This window comes from Rhizobacter koreensis (genome assembly GCF_013366375.1).
Lineage (GTDB): Bacteria > Pseudomonadota > Gammaproteobacteria > Burkholderiales > Burkholderiaceae_C > Schlegelella_A > Schlegelella_A koreensis.
Genome location: NZ_JABWMJ010000001.1, coordinates 125116 through 151886 on the forward strand (window position 1 = coordinate 125116; position 26771 = coordinate 151886).

23 protein-coding genes are annotated in these 26771 nt (G+C 72.5%); 10 read left to right on the forward strand and 13 right to left on the reverse strand.

The genetic code is table 11. The features are described 5' to 3' along the window. The first annotated feature begins 159 nt into the window (after nucleotides 1-159). Entirely contained in the window at nucleotides 160-1086 is a 927-nt protein-coding gene (locus tag HQN59_RS00550) for an ROK family protein (protein ID WP_176065038.1), read from the forward strand. On the opposite strand, the gene HQN59_RS00555 is transcribed toward HQN59_RS00550, so the two are convergent. From HQN59_RS00555 to HQN59_RS00565, 3 genes are all read right to left on the reverse strand, one after another. After that, the gene (locus HQN59_RS00555; protein ID WP_176065040.1) at nucleotides 1059-1895 is read right to left on the reverse strand and encodes a M90 family metallopeptidase; all 837 of its coding nucleotides are present in this window, start codon (nucleotides 1893-1895) and stop codon (nucleotides 1059-1061) included. The two genes, HQN59_RS00550 and HQN59_RS00555, sit on opposite strands and share 28 nt — an antisense overlap. 215 nt (nucleotides 1896-2110) lie before the next feature. Beyond that, nucleotides 2111-5266, reverse strand: a complete 3156-nt coding sequence (locus HQN59_RS00560; RefSeq protein ID WP_176065042.1) for an amidohydrolase family protein — start codon at nucleotides 5264-5266, stop codon at nucleotides 2111-2113. A gap of 202 nt (nucleotides 5267-5468) precedes the next feature. Beyond that, entirely contained in the window at nucleotides 5469-6230 is a 762-nt protein-coding gene (locus HQN59_RS00565; protein ID WP_176065044.1) for an SAM-dependent methyltransferase, read from the reverse strand. Nucleotides 6231-6372: 142 nt separating this feature from the next. On the opposite strand from HQN59_RS00565, the gene HQN59_RS00570 reads away from it, so the two are divergent. Further along, entirely contained in the window at nucleotides 6373-7692 is a 1320-nt protein-coding gene (locus HQN59_RS00570) for a tetratricopeptide repeat protein (RefSeq protein WP_176065046.1), read from the forward strand. A gap of 15 nt (nucleotides 7693-7707) precedes the next feature. On the opposite strand, the gene HQN59_RS00575 is transcribed toward HQN59_RS00570, so the two are convergent. From HQN59_RS00575 to HQN59_RS00585, 3 genes are all read right to left on the reverse strand, one after another. Next, on the reverse strand, nucleotides 7708-8682 hold the full coding sequence (locus HQN59_RS00575) for an alpha/beta hydrolase (RefSeq protein ID WP_176065048.1): 975 nt from the start codon (nucleotides 8680-8682) through the stop codon (nucleotides 7708-7710). Nucleotides 8683-8749: 67 nt separating this feature from the next. After that, a complete protein-coding gene (locus tag HQN59_RS00580; RefSeq protein WP_176065050.1) occupies nucleotides 8750-9508 on the reverse strand; it encodes a hypothetical protein in 759 nt (252 codons plus the stop codon). Nucleotides 9509-9586: 78 nt separating this feature from the next. Then, entirely contained in the window at nucleotides 9587-10387 is an 801-nt protein-coding gene (locus tag HQN59_RS00585; protein ID WP_176065052.1) for a beta/gamma-crystallin, read from the reverse strand. Nucleotides 10388-11004: 617 nt separating this feature from the next. Here HQN59_RS00585 and HQN59_RS00590 point away from each other — a divergent pair. Further along, nucleotides 11005-11418 (forward strand): GreA/GreB family elongation factor, encoded by a 414-nt coding sequence (locus HQN59_RS00590; RefSeq protein WP_176065054.1) that lies wholly within the window; start codon nucleotides 11005-11007, stop codon nucleotides 11416-11418. A gap of 90 nt (nucleotides 11419-11508) precedes the next feature. On the opposite strand, the gene creC is transcribed toward HQN59_RS00590, so the two are convergent. From creC to cysK, 4 genes are all read right to left on the reverse strand, one after another. Next, nucleotides 11509-12966 (reverse strand): two-component system sensor histidine kinase CreC, encoded by a 1458-nt coding sequence (gene creC, locus HQN59_RS00595; protein ID WP_176065056.1) that lies wholly within the window; start codon nucleotides 12964-12966, stop codon nucleotides 11509-11511. Further along, on the reverse strand, nucleotides 12963-13715 hold the full coding sequence (creB, locus tag HQN59_RS00600; protein ID WP_176065058.1) for a two-component system response regulator CreB: 753 nt from the start codon (nucleotides 13713-13715) through the stop codon (nucleotides 12963-12965). Before creB ends, creC begins: the two co-directional genes overlap by 4 nt. Beyond that, complete coding sequence (locus HQN59_RS00605; protein ID WP_176065060.1) at nucleotides 13712-14005, reverse strand: hypothetical protein; 294 nt, start codon at nucleotides 14003-14005, stop codon at nucleotides 13712-13714. The genes creB and HQN59_RS00605 overlap by 4 nt, the downstream gene beginning before the upstream one ends. 77 nt (nucleotides 14006-14082) lie before the next feature. Then, on the reverse strand, nucleotides 14083-15000 hold the full coding sequence (gene cysK, locus HQN59_RS00610) for a cysteine synthase A (protein ID WP_176065062.1): 918 nt from the start codon (nucleotides 14998-15000) through the stop codon (nucleotides 14083-14085). A gap of 68 nt (nucleotides 15001-15068) precedes the next feature. Here cysK and hemE point away from each other — a divergent pair, with 68 nt between their 5' ends. Both hemE and HQN59_RS00620 read left to right on the forward strand, forming a co-directional pair. Then, nucleotides 15069-16163 carry a uroporphyrinogen decarboxylase gene (hemE, locus tag HQN59_RS00615; protein WP_176065064.1) on the forward strand — a complete coding sequence of 365 codons (1095 nt, stop codon included), beginning with the start codon at nucleotides 15069-15071 and terminating at the stop codon, nucleotides 16161-16163. Nucleotides 16164-16389: 226 nt separating this feature from the next. Next, nucleotides 16390-18564 (forward strand): primosomal protein N', encoded by a 2175-nt coding sequence (locus HQN59_RS00620; RefSeq protein ID WP_176065065.1) that lies wholly within the window; start codon nucleotides 16390-16392, stop codon nucleotides 18562-18564. Nucleotides 18565-18588: 24 nt separating this feature from the next. On the opposite strand, the gene pnuC is transcribed toward HQN59_RS00620, so the two are convergent. Beyond that, nucleotides 18589-19176 carry a nicotinamide riboside transporter PnuC gene (pnuC, locus tag HQN59_RS00625; protein WP_176065067.1) on the reverse strand — a complete coding sequence of 196 codons (588 nt, stop codon included), beginning with the start codon at nucleotides 19174-19176 and terminating at the stop codon, nucleotides 18589-18591. A gap of 158 nt (nucleotides 19177-19334) precedes the next feature. Here pnuC and HQN59_RS00630 point away from each other — a divergent pair, with 158 nt between their 5' ends. Further along, complete coding sequence (locus HQN59_RS00630; RefSeq protein WP_176065069.1) at nucleotides 19335-19784, forward strand: hypothetical protein; 450 nt, start codon at nucleotides 19335-19337, stop codon at nucleotides 19782-19784. A 130-nt stretch (nucleotides 19785-19914) separates the two neighbouring features. Here the strand turns inward: HQN59_RS00630 and HQN59_RS00635 are convergent, their stop codons facing one another. Further along, nucleotides 19915-20880, reverse strand: coding sequence for a tripartite tricarboxylate transporter substrate-binding protein (locus HQN59_RS00635; RefSeq protein WP_176065071.1), 966 nt, complete (start codon nucleotides 20878-20880; stop codon nucleotides 19915-19917). Nucleotides 20881-21081: 201 nt separating this feature from the next. On the opposite strand from HQN59_RS00635, the gene HQN59_RS00640 reads away from it, so the two are divergent. Next, complete coding sequence (locus HQN59_RS00640) at nucleotides 21082-21546, forward strand: hypothetical protein (RefSeq protein WP_176065073.1); 465 nt, start codon at nucleotides 21082-21084, stop codon at nucleotides 21544-21546. 95 nt (nucleotides 21547-21641) lie between these two features. After that, nucleotides 21642-23888, forward strand: a complete 2247-nt coding sequence (locus HQN59_RS00645; protein ID WP_176065075.1) for an EAL domain-containing protein — start codon at nucleotides 21642-21644, stop codon at nucleotides 23886-23888. A 33-nt stretch (nucleotides 23889-23921) separates the two neighbouring features. Here HQN59_RS00645 and HQN59_RS00650 read toward each other — a convergent pair whose 3' ends face one another. Then, the gene (locus HQN59_RS00650; protein ID WP_176065077.1) at nucleotides 23922-24335 is read right to left on the reverse strand and encodes a PaaI family thioesterase; all 414 of its coding nucleotides are present in this window, start codon (nucleotides 24333-24335) and stop codon (nucleotides 23922-23924) included. A gap of 189 nt (nucleotides 24336-24524) precedes the next feature. On the opposite strand from HQN59_RS00650, the gene HQN59_RS00655 reads away from it, so the two are divergent. Further along, on the forward strand, nucleotides 24525-24914 hold the full coding sequence (locus tag HQN59_RS00655; RefSeq protein ID WP_176065079.1) for a response regulator: 390 nt from the start codon (nucleotides 24525-24527) through the stop codon (nucleotides 24912-24914). 109 nt (nucleotides 24915-25023) lie between these two features. After that, nucleotides 25024-26670, forward strand: coding sequence for an acyl-CoA dehydrogenase family protein (locus HQN59_RS00660; protein WP_176065081.1), 1647 nt, complete (start codon nucleotides 25024-25026; stop codon nucleotides 26668-26670). Nucleotides 26671-26771: the final 101 nt, after the last annotated feature.

The window sequence follows — 26771 nt, forward strand, 5'->3', positions numbered from 1 at the left end:
GCGGGAACCTGAGCGCGGCGCGAGCGCGTCGTCCCACCGCGCCGCTGGCGCCGTCGCGCGTGAGGCGTCGCATGCGGCGCGCGGCTCGCCACGCGCGGCAGCGTGCAGCGCTGCCGACAATGCGGTCGACGCGCAGGCTCGCTGCGCGATGGAGCCCGCATGCGCATCGGCGTCGACCTCGGCGGCACCAAGATCGAAGCGATCGCGCTCGGCGGCGCCGGCGAGACGCTGTGGCGCCGGCGCGTCGCGACGCCCGCAGGCGACTATGCCGCGACGCTGCGCACGATCGCCGCCCTCGTCGGCGCCATCGAGCGCGAGCTCGGCTCGCGCGGCAGCGTCGGCGTGGGCATCCCCGGCGCGCTCTCTCGCGTGACCGGGCGCGTGAAGAACGCCAACTCGACGCACCTCAACGATCGCGCCCTCGGCGACGACCTGGCGCGCATGCTGGCGCGACCGGTGCGCGTCGAGAACGACGCCAACTGCTTCGCGCTGTCGGAGGCGAGCGATGGCGCCGCGGCCGGCGCGCGCGTGGTCTTCGGCGTCATCCTCGGGACCGGCGTCGGCGGCGGCCTCGTCGTCGACGGCACGCCGTGGACCGGCGCCGACGCGATCGCCGGCGAGTGGGGCCACAACGAGATGCCGGCGCGGGTCGAAGCGGGCCTGCCGGACACCACGTGCTGGTGCGGCCGCGTGCGCTGCATCGAGACCTACGTCTCGGGACCGGGGCTCGCGACCGACCACGCGCGCCGCACGGGCGAGCACCTGGACGCCGCGGCGATCGCCGCTCAGGCCGCCGCCGGCGACGCCGCGGCGCGGGCGACGCTGGAACGCTTCCACGAGCGTCTCGCCGGCGCGCTCGGGGGCGTGATCAACGTCGTCGACCCGGACGTGGTCGTGCTCGGCGGCGGCCTTTCCAATCTCGACAGCCTCTACGCCGAGTTGCCGGCGCGGCTCGGTCGGCACGTGTTCTCGGACCGCGTGGCGACGCGGATCGCCAAGAACCGCCACGGCGACTCGTCAGGGGTGCGCGGTGCGGCCTGGCTGTGGCCGGCCGATGCTCACCACGACGCGGGGTCGAGCCGGTAGAACCCCGCGAGCTCGGCGTAGACCGCCGGCGCCTCGGTGGCGAGCTCGGTGGGTCGCTCGAAGAACACCTCGGTGACGACCGCGAAGAACTCGGCCGGCTCGCTGGCGCCGTAGGCGTCGATCAAGGCCGACGGCTCGCAGCGCAACCGATCCAGCGCGTCGCCCATCACGCTGGCCCAGCGTCGCCGCGCCGCCGCACCGGGTTGCCACGGCCGGCCGTCGGCGGCGCCCGAGTCCTGGTCGATCTGGTGCGCGAACTCGTGCAGCACGACGTTGCGCCCGTCGGCCGGATCGGCCGCGCCACGCACCACCTCGTCCCACGCGAGGATGACCTGTCCCTGTCCCCACGACTCGCCGGCGAGCGCGCGGCGGTGCTGCTGCACCAGCCCGGCCGCGTCGGGGTGCTCGCGTTCGACGACGAACGCCGACGGATAGACCAGCACCTGGCGCAGCCGCGGGTAGCACTCGGTGCCGACCTGCCCGAGCAGCGGCAGGCAGGCGAGCGCGGCGATGGTGACGCGCACGTCGTCGCTGATCGACTGGCCCTGGCAGCCGATGAAGGTCTTGTCGGCCAGGAAGATCTGGATCTGGCGCTTGAGCCGCAGCTGCAGCGCTGCCGGCAGCCGCGCCGCGAGCGGCACCCGTCGTCGCAGGATGCGCCGCCACGCGAGCGGGAACGGCCGGGCGCCCTGGCGCGAGCGCCGACGCTCGGCCCACCACGGCTGGCCCTTGATCACCGCCGCGGCGAGCGCGAGCCCGCCGAGCACCACGAGCAAGGGCAGCCACGTGCCCGCGAACCCGGCATCCATCGACGCCAGCTGAGGCGAGCCGGGCGCTTCTCAAGAGGGCGCTTACCCGCACCGCCGTTCCGGTAGGCCGAACGGTCGCCGGCGCTCGGCCGCAGGCGCACGGAGACGCCGCCGGTGGGCGCCGCCGATGGCGCTGGACGGCGGCAGGACCGCCTGCGCCGGCCTCCGATCGCGCATGGGCATCGGAGGGCGCCCGTGCGCGGCGCTTCGCCGCCTCAGTGCGCGTGCCCCAGCACCTCGCACTCGCCCTTGGCGTGGCACATCCGCGCATAGGACTCGAGCGCCTTCTTGCGCTCGGCGAGCGCCTGCGGCGTGCGGAACGGCGCCAGGATCTGCGGCAGCGTGTAGGTGATGCCGTTCTTGACCACGACCTCGACCGCCGCCGCTGCCTTGATGTCGGTGAGCGGGTTGCCGCGCACCGCCACCAGGTCGGCGAGCTTGCCGACCTCGATCGAGCCGAGGTCCTTGTCGACCAGCGCGACCTTGGCGGCGTTGATCGTCACGTTCTGCAGTGCCTGGTGGTTCGAATACACCATGGCGCCGGCGCGCACGTTGGTGTGCAGCGAAATGCCCGGCGTGACCAGCGGCGAGTCGGTGCCGAGCGCGAGCAGGCCGCCGGCGCGCTGCACCTTCGCGGATTGCTCGGCGTCGCGGCGGATGCCCGCCAGCGTGGCCGTGCTCGGCGCCGGCGTCGACTGCAGCCCGGCGACGAAGTTGGGCGGCACCAGATAGCGGAAGCGGTCGTCGTTCGTCATCGACGGATCGGCGCCGACCAGCGCGGTCGACGAAAAGATCGTGTCGATGTTGTAGAAGGCCGCCTTCGCGTGCAGGTCGTAGGCGTCCTGGTACGTGATGAGGTTGGCGGACTTCGACCAGCCGTAGCCCATGCGCTGCGTCGCCGACAGGTGCGTGGTGCCACCGAGGCCGGTTGCCGCGCCCGGCGACAGCATGTGGGTGCCGCTCTGGATGCCGTTGTCGAGCGCGGCCTGCGCGATCTTCTGCATGATCGGGATCGGCGCCCGCACGTACGACTTCAGGAAGTCGACATCCATGCGGGTCGCCTTGGCGATCTCCATGTCGGCGATCTGCGGCGTGCGCAGGGTGCGCGCGAAGCTGTAGAACTGGCGATTGCCTTCCCAGAGCGGCGGGCAGATGAAGAGCCGGGGGCCGAGCAGGTTGCCGGCTTCGATCGACTCGCGCATCTCGACGCTCTGGTGCAGCGGTCCCGCGACCGACTGCGTCGACGTGATGCCGTACGACAGCATCAGCGCCGCGATCTGCCCGTACTGACCGCCCTGGTAGAGCGTCAGCGGGTGGATGTGCGGATCCCAGAGGCCCGGGATCACCGTGAGGCCCGATGCATCGACGAAGCGCGTCGCGGTGCTCTGCGCGTCGGCCTGGTGCGGGCGGATCGCGGTGATGCGGTTGCCGCTGATCACGATGTCGACGTTGCTGCGCAGGGCCTGGTTGACGCCGTCCCACAGCGCGCCCGCGTGCACGATCGTCGTCGCCGGGCCGACGGCCTGCGTCCACGGCACGTTGATCGCGATCTCGCGCGCGTTCGAGCCGTCGGACTGGATCGTCTTGATGCGGTCGGCCGACTTGTAGAGGATGGTGTTCGAGTCGCCCGCCCACGACGGCAGGTCGGCGACCTCGGTGGTGATCGCGCGCGCCGCGCCCGCCGGCGAGCCGTCGGCGTTGACCGGCATCACGTTGAGCACCGAGTCGATGATCAGCGCGACCGTCTTGCCGTCGGGCGACAGCACGGCGGCGCCTTCCTCGCGGTCGGACACCTGGCGCGGCGCCTCGGCCACCGGGTAGAAGCGGTCGGTCTTGGCCGCCACGTCGATCACGCGCAGCTTGTTGTAGCCCTCGCGGAAACGGTTGTTGATGCGCTGGTTGTCGACCAGCATGATGCGGCTGCCGTCGGGGGTCCATTGCGGCGTGCTGAGCTGCGTGCTGACCTGCGGCATCACCAGGCTCGCCGAGTTGCTGGCGACGTTCCACACCTCGAGCTGGCCCGACAGCGCGGTGTACGCGATGCGGTCGCCGTTCGGCGACATCTTGGGCGACACCATCGACTTGCCCGGGATCGCCGCGAGGCGCCGCCGCGCCTTGGTCGCGACGGTGACCTGGTCGATCGCGAGCGCGCCGCCGTTGCCGCGCTCGGTCGAGAAGTACACCGCGGCGCCGTCGGCGGTCCACTGCACGTTGCCGTCGCGGTCGGTGTCGTTGGTCAGGCGCACCGGCGTCTGGCCGATCCGCATCACCCACACGTCGTTGAGCGCGACGAACGCGATGCTCTGGCCGTCGGGCGAGATCGCCGGGGCGCTGATGCCCTTGGCGGTGCGCTGGCCGAGCTCGTTGAAATGGCGGTCCTTCGACTTCGTCTGCACCGGGCGGCGCACCTCGAGCGTCGCCTTGAACGGCACTTCGGCGAGACCCGCGCCGGCCGCGTCGCGCGTGCGCAGCTTGCCGTCGGCGGCGTACAGCAGGCGCCCGTTCGCCATCGGGCGCACCGGGAACGGGAACAGGTCCTCGCCGGTGACCGCGTCGCGGCCACCGATGTTGAGCGTGGTGCTGGTCGACTGGTAGACGAGGCCGCCGTTCGCGCCGTAGGCCGGCATCGAGCCGGGCGCGACCAGCGTCGGCGCCGCGCTGCCGTCGACCGGCGCGGTGAACACGCGGGCCGGCAGCACCGGCAGCGGCGCCGCCTGCGCAGCCTCGACGAAGGCGATCTGGCGGCCGTCGGGCGAGACCACCGGGTTGCTTTCGGCGCCCGCGCCGCGGGTGAGCTGCGTGTAGGTGCCGGTCGCGAGCGTGTAGCGCCAGATCTTGTACTGGCCGTCGTCGCTGCGATCGGACGCGAAGACGAGCGCGGTGCCGTCGGGCGTCCACGCCGGCTCGCGGTCGTCGAAGAAGCCCGTGGTGAGCTCCTTGGCGTTGGCGCCGTCGGGTTCGATGGACCAGATGTGCCAGTTGCCGTCGCGCGTGTAGTTCTGGAACGCGATCAGCTTGCCGTCGGGCGACCAGACCGGGTGGGTCGGCTCGATGTCGAAGCGCGTCAGGCGCTTGGCCGTGCCGCCGGCGGAGGGGATGACCCAGAGCGCGCCCTGCGCGGTGAACGCGATGCGCGTGCCGTCGGGCGACGGCGTCGGCGCCATGTTGGTGCCTTCGGTGAAGTCGACGCTGACGGTGCGGGTCGAGCCGTGCAGCTCGCCGAGCCGGTCGGCGTCGCCGTCGTCCTTGTCGCTGCCGCCACAGGCGACGAGCAGCGCGGCCGCGACCGCGGCGGTGAGCAGCTTGCGGGGCGGCAGTGTGGCGGCCGGGCGGACTGCGCGGCTGGCCTTCGAGGGGACGGAAGTGCGCATCTTGCGTTCGCCGGCCGCGTCGGGCGCGACCTCGGCAGGGTTCTGCCGGCGGCCACGGACGGCGAAGTCAAGCGTGGTGAGTGGCTGGAACGTGCAGTAAGTCACGCCCCAACCCCGTGCGCATCATGGTTTACGTGCCCTTGTTCAGGGCGACGTCCGGTTGTAGGCGCCCTGTCGGCGTGCGCGAGCCCGTGTCCGCCGCTCAGGAGGCGGTCACCGCCTCGACGCGCGAGGTTTGCGGCCGCACCGTCACCGGGAGCCTTGCGACGATGAGGAGGTTCGCGAACGGCTTGCGGCCGTTCATCGGCAGCGTCGCCACTTCGAAGCCGAGCAGCTCGAGCGTCGCGCACCAGCCCTCGCGGGTGCGCCCGGTGAGCCGGCCGAAGCCGCCGCCGTGCAGCAGCATCGTGAAACGGTCGATCCAGAGGCCGTACGCGAAGCGCAGCGGCGCCGAGGCGTCCCCGACCCGGAGCAGCAGGGTGCCGCCAGGACGCAGCGCTGCGCGCACCCTGGCGAGCACGGCATCCTGCTCGGCGCGCGAGATGTAGTGCAACGTGTCGAAGAAGAGCGCGACGTCGCAGGGCGGCGGCTCGATGCGCCGCATGTCGCCATGGATGAAGGTGGCGCCGTTCGGCACCGCCAGCTGCGCCCGAGCGATGTCGTGCGCCAGCGGGTCGACGCCGGTGACGTGCGCGCCCATCGGCGGCGGCGCCCAGTGCGCCGGCCAGCGTCCCTCGCGCGCGGCCTCGAGCGCGGCGTGCAGCACGCTCGCGAACAGCCCCTGCCCGCAGCCGAGGTCGAGCACCGCGGCGCCGGGTGGAACGAGCCCGTGCTGCAGCACGTGGCGGAACATGCGGTCGTTGCCGAGCTTGGCGCGCGCAAAGCGGTGCGCGTGGCCATCGGCCCGGCGATACGGCGCGCTCGCCGCGTCGACCAGCGACTGCCAGAACGCGTCGTCGGTCATGGGCGCGACCCGTTCCGGGTGCAAGCGGCTGCGAAGCGGGGCGGTCGGCGCGTCATCGTGGGGTCGCATCCTATCGGCATCCGCAGCCGACCCGTCGCGGGCCCGCGCGCCGCCTCGTCGGCGTCACCGCAGAATCGCCCGCATGACCGCCGATCTCGAGACCGCCCGCGCCCGCTTCTTCGAGGGCGTCGCCCACTTCGAGGCGCGCCGCTTCGACGCCGCCGAAGCGGCGTTCGCAGCCTCGCTGGCCGTGCTGCCCGGGCGCCCCTCGACGCTCGCGAACCTCGGCGCGACGCGGGTCGAGCTCGGCCGGTTCGAGGCGGCGCTGGCGCCGCTCGAGCAGGCGCTCGCCGAGGAGCCCGACGACCTCGACGCCTGGTCGTACCGCGGGGTCGCGCTCGGCGCGCTCGGCCGCCATGCCGACGCGCTGGCGTGCCACGAACGCGTGCTCGCGACCGACGCACGTCGCCCGGCCAACTGGCTGCATCGCGGCATCGCGCTGCTCGCGCTCGAACGCCCGGCCGACGCGCTCGCGGCGTTTGATGCGCTGCTCGCGCTGCAGCCGGAGCATGCGGCCGGCTGGTTCCGCCACGGCCAGGCGCTGCAGTTCCTTGAGCGCCACGCCGACGCGCTGGGTTCGTACGAGCGCGCGCTGGCGCTCGACCCGACGCTCGCCCAGGCATGGTCGAACCGCGGCGGCATCCTGCGCGAGATGCATCGCCTCGACGAAGCCGCCGAGGCATACCGTCAGGCCATCGGGCACGGCGCCGACCCGGAGCTGAACGGCTACTACCTCGCCTCGGTGACCCGCGGCACGGCGCCCGCCGCCGCGCTCACCCGCTACGCGGCGGTGCTGTTCGACGACTATGCGCCGACCTTCGAGCAGCACCTTGTCGGGGTGCTGAACTACCGTGCCCATGCGGTGCTGGTCGCCGGTCTCGAGGCGTTGCGCGGCGGGCGTCGCTTCGCGTCGGCGCTCGACCTCGGGTGCGGCACCGGCCTCTGCGGGCCGCTGGTGCGGCCGTTCGTCGTTCGCCTCGAGGGCGTCGACGTCGCACCGCGCATGGTCGAGGCGGCGCGTGCGCGGGGCGCCTACGACGCGGTCACGCTCGCCGACGGGGTCGAACTGCTCGGCAGCACGCCGTCGCGCCACGACCTCGTCCTCGCGGCCGACGTGGTGCCCTATCTCGGCGAGCTGACGGCGCTGTTCGCCGGCGTCGACCGCGTGCTCCAGCCGGGCGGCGTGTTCGCCTTCTCGGCCGAACTCGCGACACCGGAGCCGGCCGCGGGCTTCACGCTGCAGCCGAGCCTGCGCCACGCGCACGCCGAGGGCTACCTGCGACAGCTCGCCGAGCGGCACGGCCTGGTGGTCGAGCGCGTCGAGCACGCGCCGATCCGCGAGGAGCAGCGCGCGCCGGTGCCGGGGATCTACGTCTATCTCGGCCGACCGGCCGGCGCGTGACCGCGTCGCGCCGGCTCAGCCGCCGACCCCGAACATCTGCTTGAGCGCGACGCGGTACTGCTCGGCGCCGCGCCAGTTGGTGCTGTAGTGGGTTCCGCCCTCGACCAGCACGAACTGCTTGCGCGCGGCGCGCGCCCGCTCGTACAGCGCCTGACCGAAGCGCGCCGGCACGAAGTCGTCGTCGCTGCCGTGCACCACCAGCAGCGGCGCGGTGACGCGCTGGATCGCGTCGAGCGAGTCGAAGCGCTCGGTGATCAGCGCCGAGATCGGCAGCCAGCCCCAGCGCAGGGTTTGGAACATGTCGCGAATCGAGGTGAAGGTCGCCTCCAGGATCACGCCGCGCGGCTGGCGCGCGGCCGGCTGCTCGGCGAGCTCGGCGGCGAGCTGCACCGCGACCGCGCCGCCCAGCGAGTAGCCGAACACGTAGCGCGGGCGTTCCGGGTAGCGTGCGGCGAGCCAGTCCCAGGCCGCGCGCGCGTCCTCGATCGCGCCCAGCTCTGACGGCAGTTCGTTGGTGCTGTTGCCGAAGCCGCGGTAGTCAACCGCGAGGACCGAGAAGCCGAGCGCCTGCATGTTGCGGATCGCCCACGTGTTGGAGCCGACGTCGCGCCGCGCCCCGTGCAGGTAGAGCAGCACCGGCGCGTCGGCATTTCCCTCGTGCGGGGCCCAGAGCGCGTGCAGTCGGATCGGACGCCGGCTGATCGCCGAACGATGCTCGATCCACACCGACTCCATGCCTTGCGAACTCGCAAAGGACGCGATCTCCTCGAGCGACATCTCGGCAGTCGCCGGACGCGGCTGGAAGATCCACTTGCGCTGCTGGGTCTCGAGGCCGGTGCAGCCGGCGAGCAGCGAACCCGCGGCCAGGCCGGTGGCGATGCTGCGCCGCCAGAGGCGGGCGCGTCGCCGGCGGGCCGCGGAATCGGGAGTGCGCGCGCTCGCGGTGCCCGCAGCGTCGATTGCGCGTCGGTTCAGGTCGATAGGGCTCATCCTTTCCCAGGATGGCGGCGCGGCGGGAAAGTTCAATGCCGACACGGCCTTGACCGTGCGGAGCGCGTCACGGGCAGATCAGCTGGCCGCCGGCCGCGCTGCAGAAGCCGCGCGGCCCGACGAGGTTGGGCCCGGCGCGTTGCAGCCGCGAGCCATCGCTCGTCCAGCAGCCGGTGACGTCGCAGGCGCCCACGCTGACCGGCGGTGCGGGAACGGGACGAGGCGCAGGGTCGGCGCGAGGCGGCAGCGGCGCCGGAGGGGCGCCCGCGGAGCGCGGCAGCGCCGACAGCGCATCGCCGGCGCGCGGCACCGGCGTCGGCGCGACCTGCGTCCGCTGCGCCGGTGGAGGGATCGCGAGCGGCCCTACTTCGCGCCCGAGACAGGCTCGCGCCGCCGCCGCACGCCAGGGCTCGAGGCGCCCGACGCGCCGGCGCCGCTCGGCGTCGCCGGCAGGAGCGCCGGCCACGCGGGCCTCTTCGGCCTCCAAGGCCGCGAGCGCCGCCCGGCAGGCTTCGCTCGCGGGCGCGGCCGAAGCGGCGGCACCCGTGCCGGCGGACTTCGGCGGATCGGCAGCGGCGGAGTGCGGCGCAGCGACCGGCTCGGGCGCCAAGCCGGCGGGCTCCGACGCACCCGCCGGTCTGCTGGCCGGCATGCTCGCGGAGCGGTGCGCAGCCGGCGGGGTGCCGGCCCATGGGCGTGACGCCGTCGACGCGTCGGGCGCAGCGGGCTCGGCGGGCCCGGCGGTCGCCGCCGCGCCGAGGACGGTCGACGCGAGAAAGGCCACGAACAGCACCGCGAGCGCGCGCCTCGGCGCGCGGCCGGTCACGCCGGCTCCCGCGTGTGCCGCAGATCCGGCCGCAGCGCGGGCGGCGCGCATGGTCCGCCCGCCAGGTGCCGCAGCGGCTTACTCGCGCGGCTCGCCGCGCGCGTTCACCGCGATCGTGCGGCCCGGCGGCGACGCCATCTGCACGCGGTGTTCGACACCCTTGTAGTTGTAGGTGACGTCCCAGTACTCGGGGTTGCCGCGCGCCGATGATTCGCAGCGCCGCACCTCGCGGCCGGAGTCGCGGTCGCGGATGCGGTCGACGTTGGCGCCAAGCGCCGCGCCGCCGAGCGCACCCCCGATCGTGGCCGCGGTCTTGCCGCCACCACCGCCGATCTGGTGACCGAGGATGCCGCCGAGCACGCCGCCGATCACGCCGCCGCCGACGTTGAGGTCGGGCCGCTCACCGGGCTGGCGCTCGACCCAGCAGCGCTGCTCGGGCGGGCCGACGACGGCGCGGGCGGACGTCACCTGCGCTTCGTACGTGCGCTCGTTGGGGCGGCGCCGGTACTCGTAGTTGGGCGACGCGAGCGGCGCCGGCGCCTCGTTGTCGTAGCGACGGTTGTCGCTGACCGGGCGCACCGACGAGATCTGGTTGTGCAGGCCGAGGTCGCGCATCGAGTCGTAGCTGCCGCGTCGCAGCACCGCGCAACGTCCGCCGAAGCGCGCGTCCTCGCAGACCTCCCAGCGCCCGCGATCGACGACCGCCGACGAGGCCTTGTCGTTGAAGTTCTCGCGGGTGAGGTCGCGGACCTCGCGCGAGGTGGTGAACGCGTCGCCGCGGAAGCCTTCCTTCTCGTAGAACGTGATCTGCGCCGAGGCGTGGGCGCAGGCCGCCAGGGCGGCAGCGGCAACGAGCGGTTTGAGTGCGGGGGTCAGCATCGAGGCTCCTTTTGTCGTGTCTGGAAACCCTGCGGAAGGGACTTCCATTCAACGCGAAAACCGTCAGTGCGCCGACGCCGGAAGCTCCGTGCAGGGGTAAAGAAAGGCTAGCGGACGGTGAAGAAGCTTCGACGGGAACAACGCCGCGTCGGCCTGCCGGATGGCCGGCCAACGATCGCGGGTGATGGTCTTACACGCACGTGCCGCATCCGGTGACGCTGCCCGTTGCCCTTGCAACGACCCGGTCGCCATGCAGCGTGTCGCAAGGGCCGGATCGCTTGGCCGCTGGCATACACGGCAAGGCTCTGCCGCGTTCCGCACCGGCGCGCAGGGACTTCGGTCGCGTACGCCGGACGCTGACTAAGATGCCCGCGTGAACGCCCGTCCACTCCACGCCGCCCGTGCGCCCTCGCGATTCGCGAAGGCGCGCGCGACCGCCATCACCTGCTGCGCGCAGGGCGATGCACGCGGTCGCGTCTGGTGGCGACTGCCGGGGGCGATCGCCGCGCATTCCTGAGCCCGGCGATCACCGACCACCCTTCGCGCAACTCCGATCGCCGGGCCTCCTTTCGCGCCGGAAGCCCTGGGCTGCACGACAGCCGCAACGAGGAGACCTCATGGAAGTGCCGAACACCGAGCGCACGCTCACGCTGCTCGATCACACCCGCATCACCAACTTCATCCGCCGCTCGGGCGTGGATGCCGCCGCATCGCAGTTCGAGGCGATCCTTGCGGTGCTCGACGACGCCGCGACGGTGCAGTCGCATCAGGTCGCGCCCGACGTCGTCACGATGCATTCGCGTGTCGTCGTCCGCATCGGTGGCGCGGAGCGCGAGCTGACGCTCTGCTATCCCGGCCATGCGGACGCCGACGCCGGGCATGTGTCGGTGCTCTCGCCGATCGGCGCGGCGCTGCTCGGCCAGCGCGTCGGCGCGGTCGCACGCTGGCGCAGCCCCACCGGCAGCGAGGCGTCGGCCGAGGTGGTCGCGATCGCGTTCCAGCCCGAGGCGATGGGCCACTACGCGATGTGAGTCGCGCCGCGGCCGCGGGTGGGCGACGCGGGACGGCATTCACGAGGCTGCTGCGCGTCGTCGCCGCGCTGCGGCCGTGCGCGTGAAAGGTCAGTCCAGGTCGCTGCCGAGCGGCAGCGACAGCGTCGCGACCGCGCCGCCGCCCGGCGCGTTCTTGAGCGTGATGCGGCCGTGGTGCAGCTCGGCGATCTCCCGCACGAACGAGAGGCCGAGCCCCGTGCTCTTCTTCGCGGTCGCGGGCCGGGCCAGCGAATAGAACTTCTCGAACACCTTGCCCTCGGCGTACTCCGGGATGCCCGGTCCGGCGTCGCGCACGACGACGTCGCACGAGCGTCGCCCCCCGACGACCTCGATCGTGACCGTGCTGCCCGATGGCGAGAAGTCGAGCGCGTTGTCGATCAGGTTGGCGATCGCGCGCTGCAACAGGAAGGCGTCGCCATCGACCACCGGCTCGGCCGCACCGGGCGTGACGACGAGCGTGACGCCGCGCGCGCGCGCCGCCGCGGCGAAGCCTGCCGCGAGCTCGTCGACCAGCGGCCGCAGCGCGACCGGCGCCGCGGCGTCGAGGCTGCGGCGCGACTCGAGCATCGTGAGCTCCATCATCCGGTCGACGAGCGCCTGGATGCGCGCGGTCTCGCGGGCGATGTTGGCGGCGAAGCGGGCGCGGTCGGCATCGGGCATCGGCTCCTGCAGCAGCTCGGCGGCGCCGCGGATCGCCGACAGCGGGCCCTTCACCTCGTGGGTCAGCGTCTGCACGTAGTCGGCGACGTAGTTGCGGCCGGCGAGGGCGTCGCGCATCTCGTCGTATGCGGCGCCGAGCACGCCGAGCGCACGCCGGCCGAGGCGCGGCAGGCTGAACGAGCGCTGGCTGCGCACGTAGGCCACGTAGTCGGCGATCAGGCCGAATGGTCTGACCAGCCACACCGACAGGATGACGACCAGCAGCAGCACCGCGATCACCGAGGTCGCGCCGAGCTGCAGCGTCTTCCTGCGCGCGGCCTCGACGAACTGGCCGAAGCTCTGCACGGGCTTGCCGACGCTGACTGCGCCGATGATCGCGCCGCCGCCGGCGGCCGACGTGTCGTGCACCGGCACCGCGACGTACATCACGGCGGTGCTTGGATCGCCCTCGATGTCGGTGGTGGTGCGCGCGCCGTAGTCACCGCGCAGCGCGAGCGAGACGTCGCGCCAGCGCGAGTGATCGGCACCGAGCGCGGCGCCACGCGAGTCGAAGACGACGCGGCCGGCGCGATCGACCACCGTCGCGCGCACTTCGATCCGGGTCTTCTCGACGCCGTAGATCAGGGCGTTGAAGCGGCGCGAATACGCGGTGCGGAACACCGGGCCGAGCGTGTCGGCGTGCAGCGCGCCGTCGGGCGACGCGTGCTCGACCAGCGCGGCAAGCAACTGCGCGGTCTCGACCAGCGACTCCTCGGCCGACTCGCGGTAGCGCGGGTCGATGTCGCCGAGCTGGCGGTACATCAGGAAGGCGACGCCGGCCGCATACGCGACCAGGATGCCGATGAAGATGCGGGTGCGCTTGGTCAAGCCATCCGCCGGTCCGTGATCTCGCCGGGGTCGGCGGGCAGGTCCTCGGCCAGCGCGTAGCCGCTGCCGCGCAGGGTGCGGATCGGGTCGAGCCGCGGCGCGACCGCCTTCAGCTTGGCGCGCACCGTCTTCACGTGGGCGTCGACGGTGCGGTCCATGCTGTCGCTGGCGTCGCCCCACACCCGGTCGAGCAGCGCCTCGCGCGTGAACACGTGCCCGGGCCGGCTCGCCAGCGTCTTCAGCAAGCCGAACTCGTACCGCGACAGCTCGAGCAGTCGCCCGTAGTAGCGCACCTGCATGCGACCCTCGTCGACGGCGAGCGGAGGCGATCGCGGCGCCGGTGGCACGGGCACGGGGACGGCGACCGGCGTCTCCGGGCGGCCGCCGCTGCGCCGCAGGATCGAGCGCACCCGCGCGACCAGCTCGCGCGGCGAGAACGGCTTGGCGACGTAGTCGTCGGCGCCGAGCTCGAGCCCGACCACGCGGTCGATCTCGTCGCTGCGGGCGGTGAGGAAGATCACCGGCAGGTGCTCGGCGAGCGCCCGCAGCCGCTTGAAGACCTCGAAGCCGCTCGCGTCCGGCAGACCGACGTCGAGGATCACGAGCGCCGGCGGGTTCGCGGCGACGGACTGCAGGGCGGCCTCGCCGGTCGCGCACCACGCCGGCTCGAAGCCGTCGGTGCGCAGCGCGTACTGCAGCGTGTCGGCAATGCCGGGCTCGTCCTCGACGATCAGCACGCGCGGCTTCATCGTGCGGCGGGCAGCTTCAGCGCGCGACGGCGACGACGATCGCCTGGGTCGCCGCGTCGATCGACCTGGCGCCGCAGGGCATGGCGATCTCGCCGGCGCAGGCGTCGGTCACGGCATCGAGTTCGCCGGGCGCGCGCTTCGATCTCGTCGCGCAGCGGCGTGCCCCGGCAGTACGCGAGCGCCGCTGCGTCGGCCGACGCGGCGCGGCTGCGCGCCGGCACGAGGTGGCGCGCGTAGACCTCGGCAATCGAGCCGCCGAACCGCGCATCGGCAGAAGAGCTGGCGGTCATGCAGTGCCCCTGTCGTGCGGCCGACGTGCGCAAGCAGCGGGCGCCGTCGGCCAGGCGCCGCCGAGCCGCCCGATGGGTCACGTCGGCAGGAAGCCTTCGATCGAGAGGTAGCGCTCGCCGGTGTCGTAGTTGAAGCCGAGCACGGTCGAGCCGGGCGTGATCTCCGGCAGCTTCTGGGCGATGGCGGCGAGCGCGGCGCCCGACGAGATGCCGACGAGCAGCCCTTCCTCGCGCGCGGAGCGGCGTGCCATCTCGCGCGCCGCCTCGGCATCGACCTGGATCACGCCGTCGAGCAGGTCGACCTGCAGGTTCTTCGGGATGAATCCGGCGCCGATGCCCTGGATCGGGTGCGGCCCGGGCTGACCGCCGCTGATCACCGGCGAGAGCGCCGGCTCCACCGCGTAGACCTTGAGCTTGGGCCACATCTTCTTGAGCACCTGGGCGCAGCCGCTGATGTGGCCGCCGGTGCCGACGCCGGTGATCAGCACGTCGATGCCGCTCGGGAAGTCGGCGGCGATCTCCTGCGCCGTGGTGCGCGCGTGGATCTCGACGTTGGCCGGGTTGTCGAACTGCTGCGGCATCCACGCGCCGGGCGTCGACGCGACGATCTCCTTCGCGCGTGCGATCGAGCCGTTCATGCCCTTCTCGCGCGGCGTCAGCTCGAAGGTCGCGCCGTACGCGAGCATCAGGCGGCGCCGCTCGACGCTCATGCTGTCGGGCATGACCAGGATCAGCTTGTAGCCCTTGACGGCCGCCACCATGGCAAGTCCGACGCCGGTGTTACCGGAGGTCGGCTCGACGATGGTGCTGCCGGGCTTCAAGGCGCCGCTCGACTCGGCCGCCTCGACCATGGCGATCGCGATGCGGTCCTTGATCGAGCCGCCCGGGTTGGCGCGCTCGCTCTTGACGTAGACGCTGTGGGTGGAGCCGAACAGCCGGTTGATGCGGATGTGCGGCGTGTTGCCGATCGTGTGCAGGACGTCGTTCGCAAGCATCGTGGTCCCCGGTTGCCGAGCGCGAGGGATTATCGGCCGGCCCCGAGGCGCACTGCGAGAATCCGCGGATGTTTGCAGCGCTCCAGAACGACACTTTCCTGCGCGCGTGCCTGTCGCAGCCGACCGACTACACGCCGGTCTGGCTGATGCGGCAGGCCGGCCGCTACCTGCCCGAATATCGCGCGACGCGCGCCCGGGCCGGCAGCTTCATGGCGTTGGCGACCAACCCCGAGCTCGCGACCGAAGTCACCCTGCAGCCCCTCGAGCGCTATCGGCTCGACGCCGCGATCCTGTTCAGCGACATCCTCACGGTGCCCGACGCGATGGGGCTCGGCCTCGGCTTCGCGATCGGCGAGGGCCCGCGCTTCGAGCGGCCGATCCGCGACGAAGCCGCCGTCGCCGCGCTCGCCGTGCCCGACATGGAGCGCCTGCGCTACGTGTTCGACGCGGTCACCTCGATCCGCCGCGCGCTCGCCGGCCGGGTGCCGCTGATCGGCTTTTCGGGCAGCCCGTGGACGCTGGCCTGCTACATGGTCGAGGGCGCCGGGTCCGACGACTACCGTCTCGTCAAGACGATGCTGTACCGGCGGCCCGATCTGATGCACCGCATCCTCGCGATCAACGCCGACGCGGTGGCGCAGTACCTCAACCTGCAGATCGCGGCCGGCGCGCAGGCGGTGATGATCTTCGACAGCTGGGGCGGCGTGCTCGCCGACGGCGCGTTCCAGGCGTTCAGCCTGGCCTACACCGAGCGCGTGCTGCGCCAGCTGACGCGCGAGGCCGACGGCCGGCGCGTCCCGCACATCGTGTTCACCAAAGGCGGGGGCATGTGGCTCGAGGCGATCGGCGCGAGCGGCGCCGACGTCGTCGGCCTCGACTGGACCGTCAACCTCGGCCGCGCTCGCGCGCGCCTCGGCGAGGGTGTGGCGTTGCAGGGCAACCTCGACCCGAACGTGCTGTTCGCCCACCCGCCGCAGATCAGGGCCGAGGTCGAGGCCACGTTGCAGAGCCTCGGGCCGGCTCGCGGACATGTGTTCAACCTGGGCCACGGCATCAGCCAGCACACGCCGCCCGAGTCGGTGCACGTGCTCGTCGAGGCGGTGCACGAGCTCTCGCGTGCACGACGATCCGGGCGTTTCGGCGAGACCACGAACGATGGGTAAGTGAGCACTCAGGGATTGACTTATCCCCAAAACGCGTTCCCCGGCTTTTTTGCGCATTGCAGCAGCGCGCGTTCCCTCGCGGTCTGAGCTGTTTCGCTAAGTCGTTGATTTCATTAGAGCAGCTTCGATGCTGCGAAAGCGGGCACGGAACTGGAAAGTCCCGTGCAGCCTCGATTTAGCGGCGGTGCGGGCGACTTCTCAACAAAGTTATCCACAAGCCGCGTGGATGACTTGCAAAAATGTTCAGAATCATGAACTTAGCCGGGAACGTGAACGCGATCTCTCAAGCTCGGGGGTGGTGACGACGAGCACGGGCAACCGATCCGTTCGGGTCCGGATCGCCGTCGAGACGCCGCAACACAGCGGCGTGGGCGAGCCACTCGATTACCTTTGTGAGCGCCCACTCGCCATCGGAACGCTGGTCCGCGTCCCGCTCGGACGACGTGAGGTCACCGGCGTCGTCTGGCCGGGCGAACCTGCGCCCACCGACGCGACGTTCGAGCTGCGCGCCGTCACGGCGGTGCTCGAGGCGCTGCCGCCGCTCGCACCCGCGTGGTGCGGGCTCGTCGATTTCACCGCCGCGTATTACCAGCGCGGACGCGGCGAGGTCGCGCTCGCGGTGTTGCCGCCCGAGCTGCGCAAGCTCGACGACTCCCAGATCGCGAATCGGGTGCGCAAGCTCCGCAGCCGTCTCGCCAGCGCGCCGCCCGCCACGGCCGAGCCGGTGCTGCCGACCCTCACCGCCGAGCAGCAGGGCGCGCTCGAGGACTTCGCGCGCATCGGCGACGGCGCCGACCCGGCGACGGTGCTGCTCTACGGCGTCACGGGCAGCGGCAAGACCGAGGTCTACCTCCGGGCCGCCGCCGATGCGCTGGCGGCCGGCCGGCAGGCGCTGGTGCTGGTGCCGGAGATCAACCTCACGCCGCAGCTCGAGGCGCGCTTCGCCGAGCGCTTCGCCGGCCGGCGCATCGTCTCGCTGCACAGTGCGCTGACGCCGGCGCAGCGGCTGCAGAACTGGCTGGCCGCGCACTTAGGGGTGGCCGACCTGGTGCTCGGGACGCGCCTGGCGGTGTTCGCGTCGCTGCCGCGGCTCGGCCTCATCGTCGTCGACGAGGAACACGACCCCTCGTACAAGCAGCAGGAGGGTGCGCGCTACTCGGCACGCGACCTCGCGGTCTATCGCGGCCGCCAGGAGCGCGTGCCGGTGATCCTCGGTTCGGCGACGCCGTCGCTCGAGAGCTGGCAACGCGCGAACGGCGGCCACTACACCCGGCTCAGCCTGGTCGACCGCGTCGGCGGCGCGGTACTGCCCGCGGTGCGCCTCATCGACATGAGCCGGCAGCCGCGCGCCGGCAGCGGCAACGGCGGACTCGCCCCGCCGCTCGTCGCGGCGATCCAGGACCGCGTCGCGCGCGGCGAGCAGAGCCTCGTCTTCCTCAACCGGCGCGGCTACGCACCGGTGCTGCACTGCACCGAGTGCGGCTGGAAGAGCGACTGCCCGCACTGCAGCGCCTGGCGCGTGTTCCACAAGATCGACCGCACGCTGCGCTGCCACCATTGCGGCGCCACCGAGCGGGTGCCGCGCGCGTGTCCCGACTGCGGCAACCTCGACATCGCGCCGATCGGTCGCGGTACCGAGCGCCTCGAGGAGCAGCTCGGCGCGCTGCTGCAGGTCGATGGAGCGGCGCCGGTGCGCATCGCCCGCATCGATGCCGACAGCACGCGCCGGAAGGGCGAACTCGAGGCACGCCTCGGTGCCGTCCACGCCGGCGACGTCGACGTGCTGGTCGGCACCCAGATGATCACCAAGGGGCACGACTTCCGCCGCATCACGCTGGTCGCGGCGGTGAACCCCGACACGTCGCTGTTCAGCAGCGACTTCCGCGCACCCGAGCGCCTGTTCTCGGTGCTGATGCAGGCGGCGGGCCGCGCCGGGCGCGATGCCGCCCAGGCGCGGCGCAGTGAGATGTGGGTGCAGACGTGGCACCCGCAGCATCCGCTCTATCGCGCACTCGCGGCGCACGACTTCGACGCCTTCGCGACCAGCCAGCTCGAGGAGCGCCGCATGGCCGGACTGCCGCCGTATGCGCACCTCGCGCTGCTGCGGGCCGATGCGAAAACGCCGGAAGCGGCGCGCGGCTTCCTCGCCGCCGCCGCCGAGCAGGCGAGCGATCTCGAAGGCGCCGAGCACGTGACGGTGTACCCGCCGGTGCCGACCAGCGTCGCCCGCGTCGCCGACGTCGAACGCATGCAGATGCTGGTGGAATCGACGTCCCGCATCGCGCTGCAGCGCTTCCTCGCGCGCTGGCTGCCGTCGCTGCACGAGCTGCGTCGCACGCGCAGCAGCGCCGACGAGCGCGTCATCCGCTGGGCCGTCGACGTCGATCCGCTGCTGATCTGAGCGGGCGGCGGGCGAGCGCTGCCGTCACCACCCCGGGCGCGTGGCTCCGGGCGCGACCGGACCGCGCGCCAGCCGGTGCCAGTGCCGCCACGACACGAGCGCATTGACCCAGAACACGCCGAACAGTGCAGCGGTGAGCCAGAGCCCGCGCGACGCGTACAGCGGCACCGCGACGCTGTTGACGAGCAGCCAGAACGGCCACGCCTCGACCTTGCGCCGCATCATCAGCAGCTGTGCCGTGACGCTGAACGCGAGGATCACGGCGTCGACATACGGCGCGGCGGCGTCGGTGCGCAGCGCGAGACCGTGGCCGTAGAGCGCCGCGCCGGCCGCGGCGGCGCCGAAGATCGCCGCGACCCGGACGGGCGCCACGTGCGCGACCGCCAGCGGCGCCCGCTTCGCGCCGCCCAGCCAGCTCCACCAGCCGAGCGCGCTGGTGACGACCAGGAACACCTGCAGCGCCATGCCGGCGTAGAGGCGCGACGCGTGGAACACGAAGCCGAACAGCGTGCACGCCAGCATGCCGGTCCACCACGTGTTCACGTTGTTGCGGCCCGCGAGCAGGATCGACGCCAGCGCCGCCATATTGGCGGCGACCTCGATGCCGTTCATCGGCAAGGGCCGCGCACGGCGGCGTCGACCCGCGCGTCGGCCACCGGCCGCACCGTCTGTCGACAGCCGTTCACGCCGCCTCCGGGTCGCACCCTCGGGGGATGCGCCGGCGGCGACCCCGATGGCAGACTCGCCGCCCCACCACAACGAGGTTTCTCATGCGAGCCAAGCTTTCGATCGTCATTGCCGCCGGCCTGCTGGGCGCTGCCGGCTGTGCGAGCACCGGCGCCGACCGCAATGCGCCGGCCGCCGCCGCGAAGCCGGCAGCCGCGGCGCCCGCCGGCGACACCCGGGTCGTCAAGTCGCGTGACGGCCGCTTCGAGGGCGAGATCGTCGGCACCATCGCGCCTGGCAGCAGGTTCTCGAAGCTGAGCATCGGCATGGAGCAGAACGAGGTGCTGTCGCTGATCGGCGGACCCGACAGCGTCAACACGCACGAGACCGGCAAGCGCTGGATCCCGTTCTATTACGGCAACGACGTGCGCCGCATCGAGGTGTTCTACAAGGGCGAAGGCTGCCTCACGTTCACCGGCGGCAACCCGTGGGGCGGCGGCGGCAACGAGCTGATCCGCATCACGGCGACGACGCGGACCGACTGCGCCGAGTGATCGTTCGCGCCGCGCGCAGGGCGTACGCCCGCGCGCGGGCGCTTCCGCCGAGCGCCGCCCCGCGCGCTCGCGCGCTCTCGACATCGCAGCCCCGGGCCGAGCCGGCTCAGCGCCGGCCTTCGAGGCGTCGTTACGGCTGATAGCCGCTGCGCTGGACCACCGGTGCCCACTGCGCCTTGTAGGCCTTCAGCATCGTCGCGGTTTCGGCCTGGGTGCGCGCGGTCGGCTCCATGCTGGCGGCGACGAAGCGCTGCTGCACCTGCGCATCGCTCATCACGCCGTGGATCGCGCGGGCGAGCGCCTTCACCTTGTCGGCCGGCATCGCCCTGGGTGCGAAGAACGCGTTCCAGCCGGTGCCGACGAGATCGATGCCGGACTCCCTCAGCGTCGGGATGTGGGTGTCGAACGGCGTGCGGGCGCGCCCCGAGACCGCCAGGATCTTCGCCTTGCCCGCTTGGTGCAGCGCGAGCACCGCGTCGAGGGTGTCGATGGCCACCGGAATCTGGCCACCGATCAGCTCGGTCGAGAGCGGCGCCGAGCCCTTGTAGCCGACCACGTCGGCCTTCAGACCGGCGCGGTCGGCGAGCATCAGCGCGAAGAAATGCGGCAGGCTGCCGGTCGCCGGCACGCCGAAGAACGCCTTCTCGGGGTTCGCCTTGAGCCAGGCGAGCAGGTGCGTCACTTCGCGCACCGGGACCTGGGCGCCGACCGCGACGGCGAACTCGTACGACGTCACCTGCGACACCGGAACGAAGTCGGTGTCGACGTCGTAGCCGTTGTCCTTGAAGACCAGCGGCGCGATCGTGATCACCGCCGGGTTGCCGAGCATCAGCACGTTGTCGTTCGGCCCCGCGAGGCGCAGCTGCTGGGCGGCCAGGCGTCCGCCGGCGCCGGGCTTGTTCTCGACGATCACGTTGATGCCGTGCTTGGCCTGCAGCGCCTGCGCGACCAGCCGGGCGGCGCGGTCCGACGCACCGCCCGGCGGGTAGCCGACGACGAGGCGCAGCGTGCCCTCGAGCGGCTGCGCCGCGGCCGGGGCGGCAAGGCCCCCGAGCAGCAGCACGGGCGAGGCGACGAGCAGGTCGCGACGTTTCATGGCGGTTCTCCTTCTGCCCGAGGCGGGCGGCGCTGGGCGAGTCTAGGCGCTGCGATCGGCCGCGCGGCGCCCCACGGCCACCCGCGTCGAAGCCCGCGCCAGGTGCACCGGATGCTTCCCCTACCTTGGCGAGGCGGCGTTCACGCGGCGGCGACGGAACGGCATCATCGGCCGGCGCACATCGCAGCCGAGGAGACCGACATGCCGTTCGACTTGATCAGCCGCCGCTTTGTCGTTGCCGCCCTGTGCTCCGCTCCGCACGCCGCTCTGCTGGCGCAGGGCGCACCGGCGCCGCGCCTTGCCAGCAAGGAGGAGTACCGCGCCTGTCGGCTTGCGCAAGCCGACGTCGAGGCGCGCAAGGTACGGCTCGGCGAGCGCGTGCAGCGTCACAACGACGCGGTCGTGGCCCAGCAGGCCAGGAGCGAGGCGTTCCTGAAGTCGCCGCTCGGCAGGAACGCGAACGGCGACGCGGCGGCGTACAACCGCGCGATCGCGGCGCTCAACGAGGGCAGCGACGTGATCAACCGCGAGATCGCGGCGATCGGCAAGGAGCAGGACGCCGTCAACGCGCAAGTCGGCGAGGTGAACGCCCGCTGCGCGGCGCAGGCGGTCGATCGCGGCATTGCCGAGGAGGTGGACCGCGAGCTGGGCGCGGCGCCGAAATAGAGGACCGCTCGACCGACCCTCCGCGGGCGTGAGAAGGGTCACCGACGGCGCGCCGAGCGCCATCAAGTGCCCGCCCAGCGCGCCGATGACGACGCATGAATCCAAGCCGTCGATCGGCCGACCTCGGCGCGCCCGCTGCCGGCCACGCCGGCACCGACCTCGCGGGCGACATCGCCGGCGTGCGCCAGCGCAACCTGTTCTGGGCCGCGCTGGTGCTGCTGCTGTCGATCGGTGCGGTGACGTGGTACTTCGTCAACGACAGCCAGCTGCGCCTCATCGAATACAAGGCGCTCAACCTCGCCGAGGTGGTGGCGCGCCACGCCACCGCGGCGCGCTCCGCGTACGCCGACCACGCGGTGAGCAAGCTCGACCGCGACGGTACCGGCAGCGCCTCGGCGAACTACCTCGCCGAGCGCGGCAACGTGCCCTTGCCGGCGCAGTTCCTGAAGCTCGTGGGCGAGCGCGCGAGCACCGAGAGCGGCGGTCTCTACCGCTATCGGCCCCTGAGCAAGTGGAACCTCGGCGCCGGCCAGGAGCTGCGCGACGACTTCCAGCGCTGGGCGTGGGCCCGCCTCGAGGCGCAGGACCGGGCCGCGCCGACGGGCCCGATCGCCTGGCAGTCGGCGTGGCGCATCGAGCAGGTCGACGGCGAGCGCACGCTGCGCTTCCTGCGCGCCGACCCGGCCTCGTCGGCGTCGTGCGTGCAGTGCCACAACGCGATCGAGCGGCTCGACACCACCCGCGCGTCCCGCGTCGCCGCCGGCGTGGCGCCCGGCAAGCAGTGGAGCCAGCACCAGCTGCTCGGCGCGCTCGAGGTGCAGGTGCCGCTCGCCCCGGTCGAGGCGCTCGCCGCCGAGCAGCGCCGCGTCGTGATCCTCGCGGTGATCGGCCTCACGCTGGGCGGCCTGCTGTGCCTCGGGCTGCTGGTCAAGGTGGGCACCGATCGCTCGCGCGCGCTGACGCAGGACCTGGCCTGGCGCGCCGCCCACGACGACCTCACCGGCCTCGCCAACCGCCCCGAGTTCCAGCGGCGCCTGCAGACTGCACTCGCGGCGTCGAAGACGGCCGGCCGGCGGCACTCGCTGATGTTCCTCGACCTCGACCAGTTCAAGGTCGTCAACGACACCTGTGGCCATCGTGCAGGCGACGAGCTGCTGCGCCAGATCGGCACGGCGCTGCGCAGCCACCTGCGCGCCGGCGACACCCTGGCGCGGCTCGGCGGCGACGAATTCGGCGTGCTGCTCGTCGACTGCCCGCTCGACGACGGCCGCGGCGTTGCCGACAAGCTGCTCGGCTGCGTCGCCAACCACCGGTTCCTGTGGCGCGAGCGCGTGTTCGAGCTCGGCGTCAGCATCGGCCTCGTCGAGGTAGGCGCCGACGCGTGCGGTGTGGCGGACCTCATGTCGGCCGCCGACATCGCCTGCTACGCCGCCAAGGAGGCCGGCCGCAACCGGGTCCGCGTGTTCCAGTCGAGCGACGCCGAGCTCGCGCGCCGGCGCGAGGATCTCGGCTGGGGCGAGCGCATCCTCGCTGCCCTCGCCTCCGGGCGCATGGCACTCGCGGTGCAGACCGCGCGCCCGCTCCACGAACGGCTGGCGGTGCGCAGCTACCAGGAGCTGCTGCTGCGCATGTACGCCGAGGACGGCACGCCGGTGCCGACCGCCAACGTGATCGCCGCCGGCGAGCGCTACCAGATGATGCCGAGCCGGATCGACCGCTGGGTGCTGCAGACCGCCTGCGAGCACGTGCGCACCGGACGCCTGCGCGCGGACGCCGAGCACATCGTCGCGATCAACATCTCGGGGGCGTCGCTCGCCGACGAGGCGTTCCTGCACCATGCGTGCGAGACCGTGCGTGCGTCGGGCATCGACCCGCGCGGGCTCTGTTTCGAAGTGACCGAGACCGCCGCGATCGGCAACTTCCTGCAGGCGTCGGCGTTCATCCGCGCGCTGAAGGCGCTCGGCTGCCGCTTCGCGCTCGACGATTTCGGCTCCGGCCTCAGCTCGTTCTCGTACCTCAAGAACCTGCCGGTCGACTTTCTCAAGCTCGACGGCGCGTTCGTGCGCGACATCGTGAGCGACCCCGTCGACCGTGCGATGGTCGGCGCGATCCATGCGATCGGCCGCGCGCTCGGCATTCCGACGATCGCCGAATGGGTCGAGACCGACGCCATCCGTGACGCCGTGCAGGCGCTCGGCATCGACTACGCGCAGGGCTACGGCATCGAACGGCCGCGCCTCGTGAGCCTGCCGTCGGGGCTGGACGCCGACGTGGTCGAGGGCAAGGGCCGCGAACGCACGAGCGGCGCCGCCGCGACCACCGTCAGCGCCGGGCTCGACTGACCGCCGGCGCGACCGGGCGCGACGACGCCGGCCTCACCACAGCACCATCTGCGTGCAGCGAAACAGCGCCATGCGGCGCCCCTCCGGCCCGAACACGCTCGCCGACCAGACCTGCGTGTTGCGGCCCAGGTGCTCGGCGACGCACTCGGTGCGGATCGTCCCCTCCTTGGCGGTACCGAGGAAGTTGCTCTTGAGCTCGATGGTCGTGAAGCCCTTCGCGCCGTCGGGCAGATGGGCGAAGCTCGCATAGCCGGCGGCCGTGTCGGCGAGCAGGATCACCGTCGCCGCGTGGAGAAAGCCGTTCGGGGCGTGCATCCACGGCTGGATCTCGAGCTCGGCGTCGACCCGGCCTTGCGCCACTGCCGTGACGCGCAGGCCGTAGTGCCCCGGGAGCTTGCCTTCCTGGCCGGCGTGCAGCCGCTCGATCGTGACTTCCGGACGCAGCATGGGCGACTCCTTGCGGTTTGACGACCATGCAGTCTGCCGCGTTCCCGCGCCGTCGGACATGTCCGACGGGCGGGGGAGGCGCCGTCTTTTGGCGCGTTCCGGCATCGCTTACCAGGGCGCTTCGAGGGGCACGCGACAATGGTGCCCTGGCGGTGCAGCTCTGCACCGGCCGACATTGCCGGGGCCGAGATGGAGAAGCTGAAGACGTTCGTGGTCGAGGACAGTTCCGTGATTCGCGAGAACCTCATCGCGACTCTCGAAGAGAACGTCCCCCTGGAGATCGTCGGCGTGGCCGAGGACGAGCAGACCGCCGTGCACTGCGTGCTCGCCGCCGAGCAGCCGGTCGACCTGGTCATCGTCGACATCTTCCTGAAGGCCGGCTCGGGTCTGGGCGTGCTCAAGGGCATCGCCTCGCTCGGCCGCGCGACCCGCAAGATGGTCTTCAGCAACCACGCGACGCCCGACATCCGCGCCAAGTGCATCGAGCTGGGCGCCGACAAGGTATTCGACAAGTCGAACGAGATCGAGGAAATGCTGGCGTACTGCAACCGCCTCGCGGCGAGTCACGCCCACGCCTGAAGCGCCGTCGGCGCGCCCGCCCGCCGCGCCCTGGCGCCGAGCCTGACGCTGTCGCCTCGGCAGCGCCGGCGCGCAGAATCGCCCGTTCCGTTCCCGCCCGGAGCACGGCATGAGCCGATCCAGCCACGCCATCAGCAACGTCGTCGACGAGCTGCGCGACGCCAACCTGTATGCCGTCGACCCCGCCCTGCAAGAGGCGGTGCGCGCCGCGGCGCCCTGGTACGAGTCACCCGCGAGCGCCTACGGCGCCTGGGCCGGGAGCAGCGAAGCGATCGACCTCGCCGACGCCTGCAACCGTCACGCCCCCGAGCTGCACGGCTTCGACGCGCGCGGGCGCCGCATCGACGAGGTCGAGTTCCACCCGAGCTGGCATCTGCTGCTCGCGCGCTACCGCGCCGAAGGGCTGGTCTCGCTGCCGTTCAGCGACGCGCGCGCCGGGCGCTGGACCGCCTTCGCGGCCGGCTTCTACCTGCACGGGCAGGTCGAGGCCGGCACGCTCTGCCCGGCGACGATGACGCTCGCCAGCATCCCGGTGCTGCAGAAGGAGCCCGCGCTGCGCGAGGCGCTGCAGGACAAGCTCTTCTCGAGCGCCTACGACGCGCGCGACGTGCCCCTCGCCGACAAGGCATCGATCTGGGTCGGCATGGGCATGACCGAGAAGCAGGGCGGCTCGGACGTGCGCAGCAACACCACCCGCGCGCTGCCGCTCGGCGCCGGCGGGCGCGGCGCCGAGTACGCAATCACCGGCCACAAGTGGTTCTTTTCGGCACCGATGAGCGACGCCCACCTGGTGGTCGCGCGCACCGAGGCCGGGCACTCGTGCTTCTGGGTGCCGCGCTGGCAGCCGGACGGCAGCCGCAACGCGGTGCGGGTGCAGCGCCTCAAGCACAAGGTCGGCAACCGCTCCAACTCGAGCAGCGAGGTCGAGTTCGACGAGGCCTGGGGCGTGCTGCTCGGCGACGAAGGCCGCGGCATCCCCACCATCATCGAGATGGCGACGCACACCCGGCTCAATTGCGTGCTCGGCAGCGCGGCGCTGATCCGCCAGGCGCTGGTGCAGGCGCTGCACTACGCGCGCCATCGGGTCGCGTTCGGCCGCACGCTCGCGATGCAGCCGCTGATGCGCAGCGTGCTGGTCGACCTCGCGCTCGAGAGCGAGGCCGCGCTCGCCCTCGCGATGCGCCTCGCGCGCGCGTTCGAGCACGGCGACGACCCGGCGCAGCACGCCTGGAAGCGGGTGCTCACCCCGGCGGCCAAGTTCTGGGTCTGCAAGCGCGCGGTCGAGCTGACCGGCGAGGCGATGGAAGTGTTCGGCGGCAACGGCTACATCGACGACGGCGTGATGGGGCGCCTGTATCGCGAGGCGCCGGTCAACTCGATCTGGGAAGGCTCCGGCAACGTGATGTGCCTCGACGTGCTGCGCGCGATCGGCCGCGATCCGGCGGCCGCGCACGCGCTGCTCGACGAGCTCGGCGCGGCAGCAGGCGACGACGCGCTGCTGGCCACCGAAGCGCGCGCCCTCGGCACGCTGCTGACGCTCGCCCCCGAGGCGCTCGAGGCGCGCGGTCGCGAGCTCGCGCAGCGCCTCGTGCTGCTCGCGCAGGCGGGGCTGCTGCGCGCCACCGCGCCCGCGGCGGTCGCCGACGCATTCGTCGCGACGCGCTTCGGCGCCGCGAGTGCGGGGCGGGTCGTCGGGGCGCTCGACACGAGCGGGATCGACGTCGAGGCGATCCTCGAGCGGGCATTCCCCGCCTGAGCCGGCGCGGCGGCCCCACCGGCCGCGCCTAGCTCGAGCGGCTTGCGGCTTGCGGCTTGCGGCTTGCGGCCCCCGAAGAGTGGTCCGACCACATTCTCATC